Raw genomic sequence first — 21465 nt, 5'->3', positions numbered from 1 at the left:
CGTGCTTTCTATACTGGCTTTACACTGACTTCGATAAAGCGTCGGTTATTGGGCCAATTTATAGCTATAGTGCCCAATTGCGCCTTGATCACTCAAGAGGGCATTTGTTACTAATTCTATGAAATGTAACGCTTATCGCATTATGTATTTAAGTTTGTCTAGTCTATGTCTTAAGTTTAAGCCAATAACAGCTGTATTGTTGAGCCACAATGTCTTTATTGAGGGTTAAAGACACAGACTCTAGCCTTAGATAGGCGCAGCTTTGTCTCTTTTTCTCTGCTAAGAGACGGTAATGGATATCCATATTAAGAGATGACATTAAGAGACGACGACTTTTTTGCCGATGGACGCTTTTGGTAATGGCGCTAAGCAAATCAGACTATCATTGCTTATGCCTGCGACTAAATACTGATCTGTAGTGGGATCATATTCAATCACTTCAACAGGTTGCCAGATTAAGCGTTGGTCTTGTCCGATAATCCACACGTGAGCTTTTATGGGCACCTGCGCGCGATAGGGCGGACTGGTTAAAGCCGAAACATCAGCCTCTTGGATACCAGCTTTGGGCACTATGGTTCCGACTTGGATTTGACCATAGTCGATGCGTCCCGCTACCGACATTCCAGGTTTTAGCAGACTTCGGCTGTCATTATTAGCTAGGACGTGAACGTACACCAATAGGTGGGCAGGATTTTGTGCAGGCTTTAATTGGCTGACTTGACCCGTTAGAGTTTTATTGCTGCCTGCTACCGTAAAGGTGACGCTTTGCCCTACTGACAGCTGAGACTTAGTGGTTATGGGTAAGGTGCCAATAAACTGAAGATCGGTAGGATCACTCAGCTTAAGTAGAGGCTGATTTGCATTGACACGTGTACCGGATTTCACATACAGCTGATCGACTTGACCTGCAAAGGGTGCTTTAAATGTCAGGATTTGTCCCACAGAATAAGGTGCGCCTGAGCGACCATTCACTGAATCATGGCTAGGTTGCGGCGGCGTACTAGAGGCAGCGTCTATATCTGTCCCGTCAATCTCAGCTTGAGTAGGCGCTAAGGATTCTTCAGTAGTGCCTTCAGCCTCTTGGGTCAATTTAGTGGTGGTATCTGAGACTGTTTCTGTCACTGAGTCTATGGCAGCGGTGATGGCATTTGTCTTGCTTAGCGCTTGATTTTGATTGGTCTTAGGTGCTGATGTCTCGGATGGTGAAGCAGAGCTATTAGAGATATTCGTGTCTTGAGTGGTTTGTGTATTATTAGTTGCCTTAGCACGGACATTTTCCGGATTATTCACTGCATTTATTTGCGTGGGTTGATTCTTTGCTTGAGCCGTGGTCTCGGTGTCTACGACCAATAAAGTTAGTAGCGGCGACCCTTTAGTGACTGGTTGATCTTGGGTAACAGAAGTACTGCGAATGATAGCGTTGGTAGGGCTGGTCAGCGTTGTTATATTAATGGGAATAATACTCCCAGTAAATCCTAAACTTGGCTGATAACGTTTGGGTTTGATATTGAAGATATGACTGGTCGATAAGTTGACCGTATCGCCATCGATAGTAATAGCAGAGTGTGCTTCGCTATTATCAGTATCAGAGTCTATCTGGTTACTGTCCGTTTGCGGCGTTGGCGGGCTGCAAGCTGACAATCCAGTTAGCATACCGGCGCTAATTATTGCGCTAAACCATAAGCTTTTCTTCAACATAGTATTACCAAGTTATTATTCATTAGAGAGCTATTCAATAAGGATACTATTTTAATAAGAGAGCTACCCATTATTGGTTACGCCTTATTTCCTAGTCTTTTTGGCTGGTTAGCCTTTGCTACTGACTTTGAGCGGACAAACATTTTACCGCTCCTGTATGAAGGTCTGTCTATTTTATGTCAAAATAACTCAGCGCAACATTATGATTATGTCAGCTAGCGAAGGTCGGCTTACAATCTTAAAAATGTTTGGTTTTTCAGTATCATAATTGTCATTTCATAAAGATTAGTGCATGATGATACAGCAATAGGATTAATGTTACGGAAAACAGTAGGGCCAAAGACTGCTCAAAAGCCTATGGCTATTGGTCAAATAATATGCTGGCTTGAACAATATTAAAAGTCATAGTGGGACTGTAAGTAATCAATGACTATATAGACTACTAATTTACTTACAATAATTGTGCTATAGCCATGCCTAATAACCAGTTTTTTGTTACTATATGACGATGATACGTTATTCTAGATTTAATATTGACATAGTGCTTGAGTTGACATAGCTCTCTTGTAAAACTTAAAAGTTATGATAACCACATAACGAACAACTTATATATAATGTCATAGCCATGAGCTGGGTCACTTGCGAGCGTCTCTTCTTATCGTGAAATATCTCATAACTTAATATAAGTATTTATAGGAAAATAGTAATGGAAAATAATTTTGAAGGTTTAAAAGTCATGGTTATTGATGACTCAAAAACCATTCGCCGAACAGCAGAAACTCTTCTACAAAAGGCTGGCTGTGAGGTAATAACCGCCGTTGACGGTTTTGATGCTTTGGCGAAAATTGTGGATAATAATCCTGATATTATTTTCGTTGACATTATGATGCCAAGATTAGATGGCTATCAAACTTGTGCTCTGATTAAAAACAACCCAGAGTATGCTAATAAGCCAGTCATTATGTTGTCTTCAAAAGATGGCCTCTTTGATAAGGCTCGTGGTCGAATAGTAGGCTCTGATGAATACTTGACCAAGCCTTTTAGTAAAGACGAATTATTTAGTGCCATCAATCATTATCGTTAATTGTCTAGATTATTAAAACATTTTGATTTAAACCGGCTAAATACACCAATAAGAATACTATATTGAGGGGACTTTCATGACGACTATTTTAGTCATTGATGACTCGCCATCAGAGATGGCCAGATTTCGCGATATTTTGACTAAAAATAACTTTACTGTGCTTGAAGCCAGTAATGGCGAAGAAGGCTGTGACATCGCTGCTAAACAGCTACCAGATATTATTCTTATGGATATTGTTATGCCAGAGATGAATGGTTTTCAAGCGACGCGGCGATTGACCCGTGACAAGGAAACAGCGCATATCCCTGTAGTAATGGTTAGTACCAAGAGTCAAGAGACAGACCGTGTATGGGCTAAGCGTCAAGGGGCAAAAGAATATCTAACCAAGCCTATCAATGAGCAGGATCTAATGCGGGTAATTCGCTCAGTAATGGAGTAAATCGTGGCGTCTAAAGGCTTTATAGAATTACTTCGGCTCGCTGATCTGGCAAAGGCTCGGCAAAGTGGTCGGCATAGCTTGCAACAAGCGCAATGGCTTGGGGTGGTGTTTGAAGTTGCTGGTCAGCGATTGGTGGCACCTATGGGGGAAGTCTCTGAAGTACTGAGCTTACCCAATCTAACCACCGTGCCGCTAACTCAGCCTTGGATGCTCGGCGTGGCTAATGTCCGTGGTCGGCTGCTGCCGCTCACCGATTTGGCTAAGTTTTTGTCCCTAGCCAGTCAGCAGCGTCGACAAAGTCTTAAAAAGGTGTTGGTGATTGATCAGCCGAGCTTTTTTTCAGGACTGTTGGTAGATTCTGTCTTAGGTATTCAGCAGTTTTCTCAATCCCAATATCAGGCTGAGCCAATGCCGAGCGATTCGCCCTTTGTTCGGTACAATCACGGCAAGTTCGTCAAAGATGGTGAAGACTGGTTTATCTTTATGCCCAGTCTATTGGCGCAAGATCAGCGCTATATTGATGCTGCTCTGTAGTATGCAAATCAACGGCAAAGTATAACCACTTTTATTAATTTTTAAACTTAACCAGTTAACCACATAAGCCATATATTCTTTGACCATAGCTTAGGTAACTGTTTTAGAGGAATTAAGTACAATGATCAGTGACGCGCCCCAAAATACCGACACGAGTGTAATAAAAAAGGCAACCTCAGCTGCGGATAGTGAACAAAACAGTTGGCGAGCGTGGCTTTGGTTGTTTTTCCTTTCAGCTTTAGCAAGCTTAGCTTGGTTGATCTATTCCTTTATTAACGTGAATAACTACCTAAGTAATGTCAACCAGCTAGAGGTCAGCTCGACCAATATCGTGCAAGACATCAATGATGCCACTTTTTCACAAGACTTTAATGTCAGCAATCAAGCTTATGAGAAGCTACAAACTGACGTACAAAACTACCAAGCAGCCCTCACTGCTGCTCAGTCAAAAGCCATAGCAGATAAAGATATCTTTAACGAGTTAGCAGCAGATTGGAGCGCTAATAAAGAGCAGATCGATTATGTGGTTGCTCATATCAATGACGTCAATGCACTGCAAGATGTGCAAGAGTCAGTGTCTGAGGCCAGCAAGAAGTTTCAAAGTCAATACCGTCAAGTCACTCAGCAAGCAGTAGCTGCCGGTTTACCTGCCGCTGCTATCAACGATATTCAAGCTCAAATACTACGGGCAGAACGTATCAATACTGAGATGCAAGCCTTAACGCGTAGTACCGATGGCTCATCAGAAGCGTTTAAAGCACAAGTCACAGCTTTTGCTAATACCTTAGCGGCGCAAAAACGCAATTATGCGAGCGAGCTACCCGCATTACGCAGTATCGAGCAGACCTATCAGCAGACAGTAGCCCCAGTCTCAGAGCAGCTGACCACCTTAAACAATCCTGCGGTAAAAACCAGAGAAAATGCTCGAGCGCTAAGTAACTTAGCTCAAAACACTCAAAATAAGCTCAGTGATATTGACCGCAATCTGCTCACTCGAGGCGGAATTATCCTCCCTATGTTGGCATTCCTGCTCAGCTTACTGGGCCTAATGTACGCTTTTTATCGATTGTTAAATAAACGTGGTAAGGCTCAGCGCCTATTGATCGAAAAAGAAACCATGCGTCAACGTCAAGAAGCGGATGTAGAATCTGAGCGCGCACGTAAAATTCAAGAAGAGAATGAGCGCAACCAGATGGCAATTTTGCGCTTACTTGATGAGCTTGGCGATTTGGCAGAAGGTGATCTAACAGTTAATGCTACGGTATCAGAAGATTTTACGGGTGCCATTGCCGATTCGGTAAACTTCGCTATTGACCAACTACGTCAGCTGGTTATGGCTATTAACACCACAGCAGATCGAGTGGCCAAGTCCTCTGAGCAGACACAGATGAATGCGGTTGAGCTTGCTGAGGCCTCTGAGCATCAAGCCCAAGAGATTGCTGGTGTGTCTGCCGCGATTAATGAGATGGCTATCTCAATCGATCAGGTTTCGGCCAACGCTAGCGAATCAGCGTCAGTTGCCAACCGTTCGGTAGCTATTGCCCATAATGGGGCAGAGGTGGTTCAGCGCTCTATCGAGGGTATGAACGTCATCCGTGATCAGATTCAAGAGACTTCAAAGCGTATTAAGCGTCTTGGTGAGTCATCGCAAGAGATTGGTGATATCGTAAGCTTGATTAATGATATTGCGGATCAGACGAATATTTTGGCCTTGAATGCGGCGATTCAGGCTTCGATGGCAGGTGAGGCCGGTCGCGGTTTTGCGGTTGTTGCCGACGAGGTTCAGCGTCTCGCAGAGCGTTCAGCTAATGCGACCAAACAGATTGAGACTTTGGTTAGAACCATTCAGGCTGATACCAATGAAGCAGTCATGTCTATGGAATCTACGACCTCAGAGGTAGTTCGCGGAGCGCGCTTAGCAAAAGATGCAGGTGAGGCGCTAGAAGAGGTACAAGGGGTATCACACACTCTAGCCGACCTTATTCAGAATATCTCCAACGCTGCTCAGCAGCAGGCCGATTCTGCTGGTCATATCTCAGATACCATGAATATTATCCAAGACATTACCTCTCAGACCTCTTCAGGAACGATGGCGACAGCGCGTTCAGTAGGGCAGCTAAGTGAGATGGCTATTGCCTTACAAGAGTCTGTATCTGGCTTTAAACTCTCAGACGACGACTTAAATGTTGAAGAAGATAGTGATGAGTTTCAGGTGGTTTAGTTAGACGGTTTAATGAGCATTAATGACTGAGATTATTGAGTTACCAAGATGGCAAAGCTATATTGAAGCAGAAATTGGCTTGGTAATGCCGAAACGACAAAATCGCTGGGTTTATAATGCTATCTTAGAGTTGGCAAAGAGCAATCACTTAAGTATTGATGAGCTTTGGCAAGCAGTCCAAACGGACCGCTTGCTACGCCAACAACTATTTGACTCAGTGTTGATTATTGAAAGTCGATTTTTTCGTCATTTACCGTCGCTCAATTATGTGGCAGCGCTAGCAAAAGATTATGCGCAAACGTCGTCCAAACCATCGCACTTAGCTCAATCTTCCCCTCATTTGCCTTTTCGAGTTTGGAGCGTCGGCTGTGCTTCAGGTCAAGAAGTGTGGTCTCTGGCGATGATGCTTGAGGATAGTAAAATAGATAACTACGTTATCCTTGGCTCAGACGTCAGCTTGACGGCCATTAAATGCGCTAAAAAGGCGCATTATAGTGGTAGAGAATTGTCCTTAATACCAGCGCAGTATCATAAGTACATCCAGAATATCGATACTGATGAAGCCAAGGTAGACTCATTCAAGCATTGGAAAATAGCGGATGAACTATACGCTAAAGTAAATTTTGCTCAGCACAATGCCATGACTCGATCTGTACCGACGCCGTTCAAGCAGCAAGTGATTATGTGCCAAAACATGCTGATCTATTTTCGCCGATTCGATCAGCGTGATATTTTGGCCAAACTGGTCGATCAGTGCGTGCTTGGAGGCTATCTTATTCTAGCACCAGGTGAAGCTTTATTTTGGCAACACCCTAAAATGCAGCGTCTTACCCATGATTCGGTAAATGTCTGGCAAAAGATAGCAGAATGAAGCTAAAGCCAGAGAGAATAGCGATTGAACGCTCCTAAACTTAAGCACTCTAATATTCAAGCATTTTAATATTTAAGTAGTTTAATAAGTGAGCAGACTGGTTAATGATTTTGCCAATATATTACCTATAGCCAATCAATCTGGCTAAGTAACGATAACCTAATAATAATATTAATTTGACGTAGTCAGCACCGATATACTGGGTTGATGATGGACAATTTAGGATGATTATATGACTGCCCAGCCTAGCAATTTTGCAACTCTCAACTGGTTAATGCCATTATGTCACTCGCAGTTATTACGCTTAAAGGCGTCGTGGCAAGCATTAGAGCAAGGCGAAGAGGTGAGTGGGGCTCAGATAGACTTTGCCGATATGGCATCGACTTATCATGAGCTTTATGGTGCTTTAGAAATCGCTGAGGTATCTGTACTCGCTAAGTTAGCGGAAGTCTTAAGTCAGGTGTCAGAGCAGATGGCAGCGGACGCGTTGACGCCGATGACAGTCCCTACCGCTGCTTTTGCTCACCAGACTCTGCAAGCAGAGCTAAGTCAATGGGTCACTACAGGAACCCTTCGTCAGCAGCTTGTCCAGCAGTGTCGCCTAGCGCTGACTCGCCTGTTACCGGTGCAGCTTCAAGAGAAGCTGGATACTGTAACCCCAACAGACGCTCAAGATAGCTTGATTGCTTATCAGTTACAAATCCCTGAGCTTAGCGCTAGAACCTCTTTGACTACTGATCAATTCGCCCGCTTATTGTTAGGCTGGCGTCAAGCTGTTAATCAGCTTTTACTCACCAATACAAACTCAAAGGGCACGATTGGCTCTCTTCAGAAGATCAGCAGCTATTTATGGCGTAGTAGCTTTGATGCCGACCTACAAGGGCTATGGTATGTCTGCTCAGTTTGGTTAGACAATCTTAGTAACAATGATCGACCACTACCTGAGCATTATGTGGCGATACTCTCTGCGCTAGATCAAGTCATTGATGCGATGGTTCAAGCAGGCCAAGAGGTAGATATCTCGCTCATCACTAGCAAAATGATCAATGAAAAATTGTGCAGTATTACGGTCAGTAGCGTGATGGCCGATGTCCTTATTGGTGTGGGTATTTTGGCGCATCAAGATACGGAGGCTGAAGCTATATTGGCTAGCCTTAATAAGCAGCCGATAGTTGATCAGGAGTTTTTACCGCGTATCTTAACCCAGCTTGAAGCGTTGATTTTAAACTTACAAAATCCTGCTGAAGCACAATCTTCATTATCGCAGATTAGAGCGCAACTGCTTCAACGAGGCTGGTCTCAGTACGATGCTGCTATTGAGCAGATAAACTGTGATCTTGAAGAGGGCTTGCAATCAGCAGACCTCTTCTCGCAGCTACACTGGCAGATTGAAAGACAGTTACAAGAGCTATATACCTCAATATTATTCGCCCATGAAACCATTACCGATAATATCGGGCAGGCGACTGCCTGGCTATCCGCTCAAGGTGAGGGGGTGACATCAGAATCAGAGTCGCCATCTGTACAGACAGCATCAATAGGGGAAGACTCAGAGCAGCAACCAAAGACTGATGACGTAAGGCAATTAAGAGTAGCTGTTGAAAGCATCAAATCAGACTTTAATAACTATCTAAAACAAAACCATCTTGAGACTCTACCCAGTCCAGATGATTTTAGCGTAGTGATAGAGACCTTTAGTCATCTTGGACTACAAAGTGCCAGTAAGGTTAGTGAAGAGTTAGCCGCACTATTTGCACGATTGAATACGCTAGAGAAAAAGGCGCTGAGCTGGAAGCTGGTCAATGATATTGCAGAAAGCTTAGCGGCATTAGAGCTATTCTTAGACTATCTGGCGCATGGTTCGGTTGATCAAAACATAGTAGAAAAAGTTCAAGAGCATATTGTAGCGGCCAATCGTCAGCTAGAAACCTACATTAATGACCCAGAGGCAACTATTGCTCAAGAGCAAGACTTATATCCAGACAGCTTTGCGTCAGATAATGGTGCTATAGAGGGTTTAAATACCACCGCTTATGGCAATGTCACCCGTTTTGATGACAGCGGTGAGATTGCGGCTATAGATAACGATCAGTCGATTGCTGATGAGCAGCAAAGCGCTGAAGACTCTCTAACCCTAACCCCTCTTGAGCAACATCAAGATGATTCTTCCATCGAGATTGTGCCAGTAACTAGTGAGCTAGCTGCTAACAATGATTCGGCAAGTTCAAGTCATCTAGCTGCAGAAGAGGACAACGATGAAGCAGTTAATCTACAAGCTGTCCACAGCGAAGCTTTAATCGCCGCTAGAGAAAAGCTTAAAGAAGATGACTTCGATGTCGATGAAGAGATTCGAGATATCTTTATTGAAGAGGCAGAAGAGGTATTAGAGCAGCTAGACAGTACGTTACCTGAATGGCAGTCCGCTCCCCAAGACTTAAGTGTACTTACGGATATACGTCGTAGTTATCACACACTTAAGGGTTCAGGACGAATGGTCGGGGCCTTTAGTATCGGCGAGACAGCCTGGGCGATAGAAAATTTACTAAACCGCGTGTTAGATAACAACGTAGCGGTGACTGATGAGCTAGTCAGTTTTGTCAGCGAGAGTACTGTCAAGATTGCAGTGATGGTGGAGGATTTCATTCATCAGCGTGCGCCTTCAGTAGATATTGCCGAGACGGTGTTAAGAGCGGATAACTTGATTAAAGGTCAGCCCATTGATCAAGGGTTAGCAACGCTGAGTCAGTCAGCAGCTAGCTTAGTAGATAATGAAAAAGTTGATGAGCAGTTAGCTACCGACAGCATGGCAGACTATGAAGAGGCCGCTAAGCACTTACAGCAGAGCACTTTGCTGGATGTAGATAGTGCTACCACTGAGCTTCCAGAAGTTCTAATGCCATTTATCGCTGACGCTGACACTATCCCACAAGATGCAGATGATACTGACCCTGAAATCAAAGAGATATTTATAGAAGAAGCACAAGAGGTGCTTGAGACCATTACGCCAATATTTGCCACCTATCAAGCTGACTTAAGTGATGACGCTCTTCTAACGGAAGTCCGCCGCGGCTTTCATACACTCAAAGGTTCAGGTCGAATGGTAGGTGCTCATTATTCTGCTGAGCTTGCTTGGGCGATAGAGAATATGCTGAATCGAGTACTGGAGCATTCAGTAGCACCAACAGCGGCGATGATGCAGTTAGTAGCAGATGTATTGGCATCCTATCCTAAGCTTGTCACTGTTTTCGAATCTGCTACTCAAGACTATCCCGATAACTTGCCTTTGTGGGTAGCTTGCGCCCATGCTTATAGTAAAGGTCTAGGCGATAGCTTTGATTATCGAGACTTAGACAGTCATAACAGCGGCTCAGATCAGGCAGAGTGGGCAGATACCTCAAGTGCTGAGCAACAAACAACGGCAACCGAGACTGTAGCAGAGTCAGCTAATGAAGCGCCTGATTTGGTAGATCAAGAGATAGAGACTCAGGATACAGAGGCGGATAGCGCAGTCTCAGATTTAACCTTACGCTCTATTCACTCAGTGAATGAAAAAATCAGTGAAGCCCCCGAGCTTGCCTTGCCAAAAAGTGAAGAAGAGCAAGAGCTGTTTGACATCTTTATTGAAGAGGCCAAAGAGCAGCTAGAGATTATTGGGCAGTTCGTAGTAACACATGAGCACGATACTGAGGTTGAGATAGAAGATGAAGTCGTTAGAGCTTTTCATACGTTGCGCGGCGCTGCTGGTGCGCAGTCATTAACTACTGTGAGCGAGATTAGTGCGACGATTGAGCATAATCTAGGACAGCTACAGCAGCATGATGGGGTCATAGGCTCGCAGCATCTTCAGGCTTTAGCAAAATCAGTAGAATTAATAGACAGTTATTTGACTACGCCAACTCAAAATGGCGAGGCACTGCTAGGCAGTGACTGTGAACGACAACAATGCTTAGAGTCAATTCACGAGCTTTTAGATGAGCCTGAAAATAAGGAATCCTTGCCGCCATCTCTATCAGTTGCGCAGCTGATAAGTGTGGGTATTGATGACTTATTAGATGCAGAGTGGGAGCTTGAGTCTAAGCTATCGAATCGAGATTTAGATCAAGTTCGCGGCTATGCGCAAACCCTTACCGAACAAATCAATCAACTTATGGCGGCGACAGTAGCATCTAAGCAGTTCCAAGCGCTGCTATGTGCTTTATTGTCTGTTTATGAGCGGTTAACGGCTGAGCCAGAATTAAGTGAGAATAATGAGGTAATCAATACTCTACTATTAGGCCATGCTGAGTTAACGGGATTGTTTGATGCCTTGGCAGGCAGTATGTCTCTAAAGGTCGATAAAGCGGTAATTGAGTCATTGCAGCTGCTCTTTGAGTCAGAACCTAACCCTAATACTGGCGCTGATTATAATCAGCCAACCGATAAGTCTGTTAATACAGACGCTAATGCGGATGTGGACGATGCAGGTGCTGATGAGAATACTGAAGCCAAATTCGAGGTTATCGAGACTGATGAAGAGCTGCTTGAGATTTTCTTAGAAGAAGCCCAAGAGCTTGATGCTGATATCAACAAAGCATTCACGTCTTGGCGCGCCGCGCCCTTAGATAAAGAAGCCCTAAAAGAGCTTCAGCGCCATCTACATACCATTAAAGGCGGCGCTAGAATGGCGGGTATTCAGAGTATCGGTGACCTTACCCATGAAGCTGAAACCGTGTATGAGTATTTTGTCGAAGACAAGCTTGAACCTACGCTTGGCTGGATCAATGTCATGCAAGGTGTTCAAGATACACTGTCTGCACAGATCGACTATGTGCTGACGAACCACCAATCATTTTATGCCGATAGTCTTGTTGAGTCACTGAAGGACTTTATTATCCAAGGTGAGCTTCCTGATGACGCCAAAATCAGTATGCCTATTATTCAGGCACCGGTTGAACATGAGGAAGAGTCGGCCGCAGAGGCGCAGCCAGAGGAAGAGCTATCTAACGAGAGTGACTCAGTGTATACCGCTCAGTATCGGCTAATGCGCTCAGAGTCATGGGATGGCAATAAGCCTGATGCTGATATTTTAAAAGTATTTTTAGAAGAGGCTGAAGCGATACAAGCCAGTAGCCGTCAATATCTACAAGCGTTTTATAGCAATAGTAGTAACATCGCCTCACTGCATGCGCTACAGCAAGCCATGCATACCATCAAAGGCGGTGCCCGGATGATACCGGTCAAGAGTATTGCTGATCTGGCGCACCAGATGGAGTCGGTCTACGAAGCTTTGGCAAGCCGTAAGCGTCCCGCGACCAAGATGGTATCTCAGCTACTTAAAGCTTGTCATGTTTGGCTTGATACTGCGGTAATGGTTCTCTCGCATCGTATTGCGCCGACAATGCCAAACCAGCTAATCACCGCTTTAGAACAGTTTAAGGCGAGTCCTGATAGCTTGCAAAAGGTAACACCTGATTCATTGCAGTCGCAATTGGAGGTTATTGAGGGTTATAAAGCTGAGCAGTTAGCCAATATCAGTCACGATATTAGTAAGATGCCCTCGATGACAGGTGGCTTTGGCGCTGATGAGACGGTCGCTGATGTCGGTAATGAGATGATTCGTATTTCAGCAGGGCTTATCGAGCAGCTGATTAACTTATCAGGTGAGGCAGCGATTAACCGTGCCCGAATTGATATGGGCATGAGTAGCCTGACCAATAGTATCGAAGAGATGGGCATGACGGTCCAGCGTTTAGCAGATCAGCTTAGACGAATGGATATTGAGCTAGAAGCCCAGATACTATCGCAAATTGATGATGACATTATTCTAGATAATGAAGACTTTGATCCCTTGGAGATGGATCAATACTCTGCTCTAAATCAGCTGTCCAAATCATTATCAGAGTCAGCTTCTGACTTATTAGATATTAAGACCACGCTACTTGATAAGACTCGAGACAGTGAAAGCTTATTGTTACAGCTATCTCGAACTCAAACGGAGCTTCAAGAAGGGCTAATGAAGTCGCGGATGGTACCTTTCTCGCAATTGGCACCAAGGCTACAGCGTATCGTTAGACAGACTGCCAATGAGCTTAATAAGTCAGTTGAGCTAAAGATAATTAATGCAGATGACGAGCTAGACAGAACCATTCTAGAGCGTATCACCTCCCCGCTGGAGCATATGCTTAGAAATGCTGTGGATCACGGGGTAGAGCTGCCTAGTCAGCGTCGTTCTGCTGGGAAAGCTGAGTCTGGTCTTATTCAGATTGAAGTCATTCGTGAGGGTAGTGAGGTCGTTATCCACCTGAGTGATGACGGAAGAGGTATTAACGTTGAAGCCGTACGTGAAAAGGCTATCAGTCAAGGTCTTATCGATGCCAATGATGACAGCTTGTCTGACGTTGATGTCATGCAATATATCTTTAATGCAGGATTAACCACGACGCAGAAGGTAACGCAGATCTCAGGTCGCGGCGTGGGTATGGATGTGGTATTAAGCGAGATTCGTCAGCTTGGTGGTGCGGTCTCGGTAGAGTCAGAGAAAGGCAAAGGCTCACGCTTCACTATCCGTCTACCGTTAACAGTAGCAGTCTCTGACGCGCTTATCGTAAGGGCAGCTGATCGTTACTACGCTATCCCTCTGGTGCAGATTGAGCGCGTGGTTAGGGTTAGTCCAGAAGTACTGCACTCTTATTATCAATCTAATGACGCCACCTTAAAGATTGGTGAGACAGATTACCGAGTCCGTTATCTTAATGAGATGCTGACGGGGCATTCGCTCAATGAGCTGGTGGTTCAAACCAATACCAGCTTACCTGTAATTATTATCAAAAGTCAGACAGGTCAGTCGTTGGCCATGCAGGTTGATGAGATATCTGGATCAAGGATTGAGGTGGTAGTTAAGCCATTGGGGCGGCAGCTATCGCATGTTCCGGGAATTTCTGCAGCAACCATTATGGGCGACGGTTCTGTGATGCTCATTTTGGATATGCTAGCCTTGATGCGCAGTATAGCTACGCCGCCTGCGCCTGCGGTAAAAGAGGTCCATATCGAGCAGGTCAAGAAGACCACCAACAGCCGAGCTACTGTATTGGTGGTTGATGACTCGGTCACGGTACGAAAAGTCACCTCGCGACTGCTTGAGCGTCAAGGCTTAGATGCAGTCGTTGCCAAAGACGGGGTAGATGCCATTGAGATTTTACAAGAGCTGACACCAGACCTAATTTTACTTGATATCGAGATGCCACGAATGGATGGCTTTGAAGTAGCCACGCAAGTACGTCATCATAGTCGACTTCGTACCATCCCTATTATTATGATTACGTCACGTACTGGTGAGAAACATCGTGAACGGGCGATGGAGATTGGTGTTAATGACTATATGGGTAAGCCTTTCCAAGAGAACGAGCTGCTTAGTAGAATTCAAGCCCTGCTAGGATCACATATAGGCAGTCAAGATGGCGAATAACCCTGCCGAAAGCTCGGCAGATATAGAAGTTATAGTAGTCTCGGAGTCGTCGCAGCAACGCCTAGCGCTTTGCGATACCGTAAGCAGCTGTGGTTTTACACTTATTGATTGTCTGACATATCAGCAAGTTAAGGATGGCGAGTACCGCTCGGGAGTCAATATTTGGCTGATTGCCAGCGAAGTTGATGAGAGAGTAGTATCGACCATTGAGGCTACCGAGCGAGGAACTGTACTATTAGGGCTTAGTCCTGCGCCTGCTATGAGTGAAACTCAGCGTTATAAAAAGTGGCAGCGGCAACTCAAAAGAAAACTGGCAGGTATGTTAGCTATGCCTGAGCTTATGAGTAGTAAGCGCTTTGAGCCTAGTGGTCGATCTTGGCAATTTATGGTGTTGTTAGGTGCCTCTTTAGGCGGCCCAAATGCCATTAAGGTATTTTTGGATAATATCTCAACTGAGCTACCCATCTGTATCTTATTGGCTCAGCACTTTAATGAGCAAATGATTCATGCTCTGCCTCATATTTTGACCAGACACAACGATTGGGATTGCCGAGTTATCTCGACGACACAGCTATGTCAACCTGGGCAATGTTTGGTAGTCCCAGTTGATAAAAAGATAGTCTGTGATTCTAATGGTCGTATTATATTATGCGAAGAAGGTTGGGAAGGAAAATACAAGCCCACTATTGGTGAGCTGTTAAGGAATACTAGCGAGGTATTCGGTGATGATCTTGTCAGTATCATATTCTCTGGTATGGGTAATGATGGCACGCAGTATTTACAGCAAATTCAAGGCAATAATAGCCAGCTGTGGGTACAGGATCCTGCTGTCAGTCCCTGCGCTAGTCAACCACAAGCCATCATTGATGCTGGATTTTGTCAGTTTACGGGAACACCTGAACAGCTAGCAAGTAAACTCACCGATTATGTCACCGAACGGCTGTCTCATGACTAGCTAGGAGCTATTGAGAATTATGAAGCGAATAACAAAACACTCTTTTGAAGCTGTCAGCTTACTTATAGCGGATAATGGTCAGTTAGACGTCACCATTATCCCTGCAATGAACCAACCTGACTGGATCATTCCTAGTAGAAATATTATAGAAATCGCTGAGCTGGATGAGCGTATTTGGACATACCTGTGGCGCGGTCAAGAGGTTGCTGTCTGTCACTTAATACCGTCTGACGTGACACCAAGTACGCTACTCGTACTAGAGGGTAATACTGATGTGCACCGCATAGGACTACAGACGGTTGGAGAGCTACGCTATAAAAAGGTGCAAATCTCTGATGTTAAAGATATCCCTTTGCCTGAGCAGTATCGCACGTCTCAACAGGCACATACTCCAGAAGAAGAGCAAGCTAATCTAGACTCTAATGAGCGCGTAAATAGCGGCAACGATGTCTCTCAATCGCAGAACGACACAACAAGCTTAGACAGTGACTTAGACCACCCAGAATCCCAAAATTTCAACTTTGAGGATAGATTTGATGAAACAGTTGTTCAATCTTATTTATTTCAATGTGTTGAGGTTGATGGAGAAGCTTTCCTTATTCCAGATTTAGACAAAATCGCCCACCATTTAGTAGATTTAGACAGTTAGATAGGCTGTCTGCTAATAGTAAGTGCTGGACTATGGGCTAACGCATAGCAGGCGCAATTGATTAACGATTCAATCGTGTATATAAGGCCAAAGAATAACCTTATATAGTTAATCCTATTGAAAGCTGGTATATAAAGAGTTGATATAAATTTACTAGCAAGGAGTCATGAGCTGACTGAGACGGGGGTAAATTCACCCCGACGGCTTTGTGGCAAATCTAAACTGGATTGACTCTGCATATTGGAGTGGTTGGCGATTAATGGTTTTGTCAACAAAGCCACTAACTATGCTAACAAAATTGCTCTTATTAGCCTCTTTATTGACATAAAGATTGCGTATTATGTAGCAGCAGGTTTGTTTGAATAGCTGTACAAATGGTGTGATAAACTACGCCAAAATCTTGCAAAATTTAATGTCGGTAATAGGTAAGTATCATAATGACGAACTCAAAATCCTACAGTACTACCAAGCTTATGAAGTGGCCGGTTACTAGTCGTATTTTTCACTGGGGTAGTGCACTACTACTGCTAGTCACTTGGCTGATGATTGTCCTTCACGAGAATGCAGATAATAATCAGTTTATAATATTACATAAAGCCTTTGGGGTTAGCTTATTCTGCTGGATGGTTGCACGAATTATTAATCGCTTTTTAACCCCAACACCGCCAGCCGTTCCAATGCCTAAGTGGCAAACGGCGCTTGCCCATCTTACGCATCTTGCCTTATATCTGTTGCTGTTGGCCATGCCTATTGTTGGGGTACTTATGTCCGTTTATGGTGGCCGTGCGGTGAGTATCTTTGGCTTATTTGAGATCCCCGTCTTTGTGACCCCAGATCGTAGCTTGGCAAGGTTTTTTAACGATGCGCATGTCGATATTATCTGGCCTTTGATTATTGTCTTTACATTAGTTCATATTGGTGCAGCGCTATATCATCAGCTCATCAAAAAAGACAAGCTCATTTCACGCATGAAGTAGCTAAACCAGATAACCCCCTTATATACTAGGCGAGTTGGGCAAACGACCCGCCCAGTGAAAAGCCCTAAGTTATTAAACTTAGGGCTTTTTTATGATTGAAACAGCGTTGATCGAACAAGCATTATCGTCAAGCTTACAAAGCTTGGCGCATTTGCTTACGGCCGGTGGTCTGGCAAGTTGATGTTCATCTCTAATACGTCAAGGCTGTCTTCATGGCGATGATGAATATTGACATCATCAATTTGCACACCATTCACATATTTATTCACGACTTCCAAGATTTCGCGCTTCATTTTTTCAATGCGATCACTGGTCAAGCGAGAGTTAAGACGATTTTCACTAGCGACAATAACTTTCAGACGTTCAGTAGCCGTATTCGCGCTGCCCGATTGCCGGTCATCACCGCCAAATAAACTACTCCAAAATCCTTTTTTCTTACTCATTATTGTCCTCCAAACCAGCGCTGTAGTAAGCTCTTTTTCTTCACATCAATATGACGAAGTGCGCGCTCTTCTCCTAAGAATCTTGCTACGATATCATCATAGCATTGACCTGCAGCCGAGTCGGTATAGTAGATTACTGGCTCACCTTGGTTAGAAGCTTCAAGTACAGTTCGGCTCTCGGGGATAACCCCCAGTAATGGTACTTTTAAGATATCATTAGAGATAGTATCAATGTCCATCATTTCATTGGCCGCAGCGCGCTCTGGATTGTAGCGGCTGATGACCAGATGTTCTCTGACCGACCCTAGATTCTCTTCCACTTTTTTGGTGCGGCTTTGTAAAATTCCAATGATACGATCAGAGTCACGGACTGATGAGATCTCAGGGTTAGTGACAATGATGGCTTCATCAGCATGATACATTGCTAACTGCGCACCGCGTTCGATACCGGCTGGGGAGTCACAGATAATGTAGTCAAACTGTTTAGATAGCTCCGCCATGACATCAGCCACGCCTTCATCAGTCAGGGCGTCTTTGTCACGAGTCTGACTGGCAGGAAGAATAAACAAATTATCCAAACGTTTGTCTTTTACCAATGCTTGAGACAAGCGAGCATTACCGCTAATAACATCCACAAAGTCGTAAACAATTCGATTTTCACAGCCCATAATCAGGTCGAGATTACGCAGGCCCACGTCAAAATCTATAACGACTGTCTTATATCCTCGTAAAGCTAATCCTGCTGCAAAAGATGCACTGGTAGTAGTTTTACCCACTCCGCCTTTACCGGAAGTGATGACGACGATCTTTGCCACAATGGCACACTCCTATAAAAAATAAAACCAAACCCAGATTGACAGGGCTCATTACTCAAATAAACATTTATAAAAATCGAAACAAAAACACAGTTAAAAATAGCTTTAATAAACCATTGCTCAGTTAAAAGTTTATTATCTTGTCAATCATTTAGCACTGGAGTATAGCTTGAAATGAGCTACTAACTATTGGCAAAATAATAAACCTTACTCCATATGACAATACAGTAGATATGAAACCATCAGAATAACTTAATAAGTAAAGTATTAAATAACACCTACCCCTAAGTACTCTTAATCTAAGTATTTAAGATTCAATATGGCTGGTAGCAATCGATTTATACGCTCGATTATACGCATTTACTACTACTGGTTTGAAGGTTTAATGGTCAAATTAAAAAAAGTCACGATCAGTTAATATTGAAGTAAGTTTAAGGCACTTTTAGTCGCTATTTAACCTAACGCTCATCCGCCATAAAAATAAACTAGCTTATGGTCGATGTTATTTCTTCCGTCTAAATATATTGTCTAGCCACGTGGTCTTAGCGTACTAAACTTAATCAGGCAGTAATAGGCAACTGACCCACAGCTACCTATGATGGCTGATGAATATATATCCTTGTAGGGTAACATAACGCTTTAAATTATTACAGTAGTCGAGCAATAATATTAAAACCAGTAGAGCAAATAAATTCCAATACAAGAGATAGTTTATTGATAGTTAATTAAGTTTAAACAATAACTTTAATTAAATCTATGTCTTAATTTAACCTTTAGATAATAACGACGCAATGGCTGGCCGATAGATAAAAGGGAAATAAGAAAAAAAATGAACATGGTTCAATAAAGTAATTATAACTACGTCTTCTACTATAATTACATAATACAAAAGGGTTAAACATTATTCATAAGGGTAAAGACTAAACCTTCACCTTCTTGATAACTGACCTGCACTGGTTTATCGATGATATGTTCAGGGATGTTATCGCGTAGACAATAAGTCCCGGCTACAGAAACTAAAGTGGGGTTGAATGACTGACAGAAAATCCGTGCTTCTGTATCGCCATTAGCGCCAGCTACCAGTCGCCCTTGCGCGCGGCCATAGATGTGTAGACTGTTATCAGTAATCGCCTCAGCACCATTATTGACACTATTGGTCAAAATAAGATCGCCACCCACATGGTTGATACTTTGACCCGAGCGTAGCATCTGGTCATAGATCATACTTGATATATGCTCTGATACGTTTGTCTTAGTAGTCGCTTCACTGACTGGCTCAGTACTGCCTTGGCTAGCTGCGACGCTATGATGAGTCTCTGTAGCGGAGGGGGCAGCAGCAGAGGCTTTGGCAGTCTGATTGGCAGCTGCCTTTCTGGGATGGATTCGCTCGATACGTTTGCCATCAGCAGGGAAGATTGCTAACTGACGCGCTTTGGCTTGCTCGCTTAATAGCCCTGAGACCACGCCAATAGGCTGTAACCCCCATGACCAAAGTAAATCAACCAAAGCATTCAAGTCTTGGTCAACCTCGCTATCAATGACGATAGGAATCTGGCTAGATTTATTACTTAATAAGTTATCTAACTTGGCTTCGATGATCGCTAAATCGGCTGTTTTAAGCTTTAGCTGAGTGAAGGTCAGCATTTTGCCATAAAATATGACACTGTGATCGTCAGTTTGAGCATCTTGGTCATTATTCGAGGTTGCCATTATTTAAGTCCTTAAAACGAATCAATAATTAAAAGAAGACGACTGTACATCTAACTTGATACAGCAATGGATTATATTTTTAGATACTGGTGATGTTTCCATTGTTGAACTTTTACTTGAGCTTCAAGACCACTCAGTGCATCTTCAATCAGAGTCGCGAGTAAGGCCTCGAGTGTAGGGTTGCTAATATCTATTGTAACAATACCATGTGCAACCTCTTGCAATACCTTATCCAACGATGCTGTCGCAAGCAAGCGTTTATTCAATGATAAGGTCACATTTTCACCAACGTGTTGCGCAATATGGGACAGCTGACTCTCAATCAAGTGCCCTGCAATAGGAATTAATTTTAAGTAGCGGTGCAGCTCTGGTGTCTGCGCGAGTCCGTCTTGGATAGCTGCGCCGACCTCAGTGGCTAATAATTGGTTAATGGCTGGGTCTTGCAACTTACCATTATTTGAATCGAGGTAAGGACTCAAAGACTGCTTTAATATCGCTACAATAGCTGCTTCAATCTCAGCTTGATTGCGGCTGATTGTATTACTAATCAAGGCTTTAGAAGCTTGCTTGTCGAGTAGCTGCTGACGAATATTACTGATAGCAGTTAGAATAACGCGATCAGATAACTCCTCTAGTAGCACATCAAAATAGAACCTCCCAGCTGCTAGCCATGATTGGGGCAGTACTTGATAGCCGAGCTGATGTAGACGACGACCGATGACTATCGCTCGCAACAGACGCAGCGCCCGCAGCTGCGGTAGACAGCCCAGCACCTCATACCAGTGAATAAAAGGGAAGAAAAACCAACGATAGTGATGGTTATCCTTGATAGCGATAGCCCAACGCACTAGCAGCTCAACCACTAAAAACACAGTAAAAAACTCTCCTACAGTACGCAGCGGCTGATGGATTGAGTCTCTGTAGGAAATAATCCAACTGCTAAGATTTAACTGTTGGCTAAGATGCATAATTGAGCTACTCATCAAAATAGCATCGAGAGTCATTAGTGCTAGATCGATAATAATGGCGACCAGCATGGCGATATCGTAAGTAAGCTTTAGCTTATTGGGTGCTCGATCAGGCGTCGGCTCGGCGGCCACCTTAGTCGCAGACATATCAAAGTACTCAGGTAGGGTGACTAAAAAATAAATCAGTAATTGGACAAATAAAGAAGGTAGAGAATAGACTGCTAAAAAGTAGTCGATTTAAGATAATGTCACCATCAGCTTATCCAGCCTAGACACTATCAAGCACAGACAGTAGATAGTTATTTAAATATCGTCGTTTAAATATCGTCTTTTAAATACAGTTACTTAAATCTGGACGTACAGATCGTAAGCAATATGGTGGTGCATACCAAATCGATTGCAGCAACTTATTGGCTACTATAGTGAATGGGCAAGCAAAAAAAATCAACCCTGTTAAGTGATTAATAGATAGTCATAATTTAGCGCCTGCGCATGGTTCTCAGGCTGTAGATATTGAGGTGTTATTTTGTGGCCTATATAGTCAATCCTGTTTAAAGCTCGTACGTTCTGAGTCACTAACATAAGCGCTCTAACCAGCAATCATAAGCGGCTTATGGCAAACATAAGCTCATAAGCCTATTTTAGCGACTCTGTACC

14 protein-coding genes are annotated in these 21465 nt (G+C 43.6%); 9 read left to right on the top strand and 5 right to left on the bottom strand.

What is annotated here, in order from left to right; genetic code table 11:
• Positions 1-318 precede the first annotated feature (318 nt).
• Positions 319-1698, bottom strand: coding sequence for an efflux RND transporter periplasmic adaptor subunit (locus tag EGV92_RS03775; RefSeq protein WP_131667853.1), 1380 nt, complete (start codon positions 1696-1698; stop codon positions 319-321).
• 706 nt (positions 1699-2404) lie between these two features.
• On the opposite strand from EGV92_RS03775, the gene pilG reads away from it, so the two are divergent.
• From pilG to EGV92_RS03730, 9 genes are all read left to right on the top strand, one after another.
• The gene (gene pilG / locus EGV92_RS03770; protein ID WP_131667852.1) at positions 2405-2782 is read left to right on the top strand and encodes a twitching motility response regulator PilG; all 378 of its coding nucleotides are present in this window, start codon (positions 2405-2407) and stop codon (positions 2780-2782) included.
• A gap of 76 nt (positions 2783-2858) precedes the next feature.
• Positions 2859-3221 (top strand): response regulator, encoded by a 363-nt coding sequence (locus EGV92_RS03765; protein WP_131667851.1) that lies wholly within the window; start codon positions 2859-2861, stop codon positions 3219-3221.
• 3 nt (positions 3222-3224) lie between these two features.
• Positions 3225-3755 (top strand): chemotaxis protein CheW, encoded by a 531-nt coding sequence (locus tag EGV92_RS03760; RefSeq protein ID WP_131667850.1) that lies wholly within the window; start codon positions 3225-3227, stop codon positions 3753-3755.
• 121 nt (positions 3756-3876) lie between these two features.
• Positions 3877-5976 carry a methyl-accepting chemotaxis protein gene (locus EGV92_RS14260; protein ID WP_278248244.1) on the top strand — a complete coding sequence of 700 codons (2100 nt, stop codon included), beginning with the start codon at positions 3877-3879 and terminating at the stop codon, positions 5974-5976.
• Positions 5977-5998: 22 nt separating this feature from the next.
• Positions 5999-6847: a CheR family methyltransferase gene (locus EGV92_RS03750; protein ID WP_131667849.1), complete on the top strand. Its 849-nt coding sequence runs from the start codon at positions 5999-6001 to the stop codon at positions 6845-6847.
• 232 nt (positions 6848-7079) lie between these two features.
• Positions 7080-14291, top strand: a complete 7212-nt coding sequence (locus tag EGV92_RS03745; protein ID WP_131667848.1) for an Hpt domain-containing protein — start codon at positions 7080-7082, stop codon at positions 14289-14291.
• Positions 14281-15246 carry a chemotaxis protein CheB gene (locus EGV92_RS03740; protein ID WP_131667847.1) on the top strand — a complete coding sequence of 322 codons (966 nt, stop codon included), beginning with the start codon at positions 14281-14283 and terminating at the stop codon, positions 15244-15246. Before EGV92_RS03745 ends, EGV92_RS03740 begins: the two co-directional genes overlap by 11 nt.
• A 19-nt stretch (positions 15247-15265) precedes the next feature.
• The gene (locus EGV92_RS03735) at positions 15266-15895 is read left to right on the top strand and encodes a hypothetical protein (RefSeq protein WP_131667846.1); all 630 of its coding nucleotides are present in this window, start codon (positions 15266-15268) and stop codon (positions 15893-15895) included.
• A gap of 437 nt (positions 15896-16332) precedes the next feature.
• Positions 16333-16872, top strand: coding sequence for a cytochrome b (locus EGV92_RS03730; protein WP_131667845.1), 540 nt, complete (start codon positions 16333-16335; stop codon positions 16870-16872).
• Between the two features lie 155 nt (positions 16873-17027).
• Here the strand turns inward: EGV92_RS03730 and minE are convergent, their stop codons facing one another.
• From minE to EGV92_RS03710, 4 genes are all read right to left on the bottom strand, one after another.
• Positions 17028-17315, bottom strand: coding sequence for a cell division topological specificity factor MinE (gene minE, locus EGV92_RS03725; RefSeq protein WP_131667844.1), 288 nt, complete (start codon positions 17313-17315; stop codon positions 17028-17030).
• The gene (minD, locus tag EGV92_RS03720; RefSeq protein WP_131667843.1) at positions 17315-18130 is read right to left on the bottom strand and encodes a septum site-determining protein MinD; all 816 of its coding nucleotides are present in this window, start codon (positions 18128-18130) and stop codon (positions 17315-17317) included. Before minD ends, minE begins: the two co-directional genes overlap by 1 nt.
• An 894-nt stretch (positions 18131-19024) precedes the next feature.
• Positions 19025-19840, bottom strand: coding sequence for a septum site-determining protein MinC (gene minC / locus EGV92_RS03715; protein ID WP_131667842.1), 816 nt, complete (start codon positions 19838-19840; stop codon positions 19025-19027).
• Between the two features lie 71 nt (positions 19841-19911).
• Positions 19912-20955, bottom strand: a complete 1044-nt coding sequence (locus EGV92_RS03710; RefSeq protein WP_207401729.1) for a hypothetical protein — start codon at positions 20953-20955, stop codon at positions 19912-19914.
• Positions 20956-21465 lie beyond the last annotated feature (510 nt).

Source organism: Psychrobacter pygoscelis, from assembly GCF_004335015.1.
Taxonomy (GTDB): Bacteria; Pseudomonadota; Gammaproteobacteria; order Pseudomonadales; family Moraxellaceae; genus Psychrobacter; species Psychrobacter pygoscelis.
This window is presented reverse-complemented; position numbering and strand designations above follow the sequence as displayed.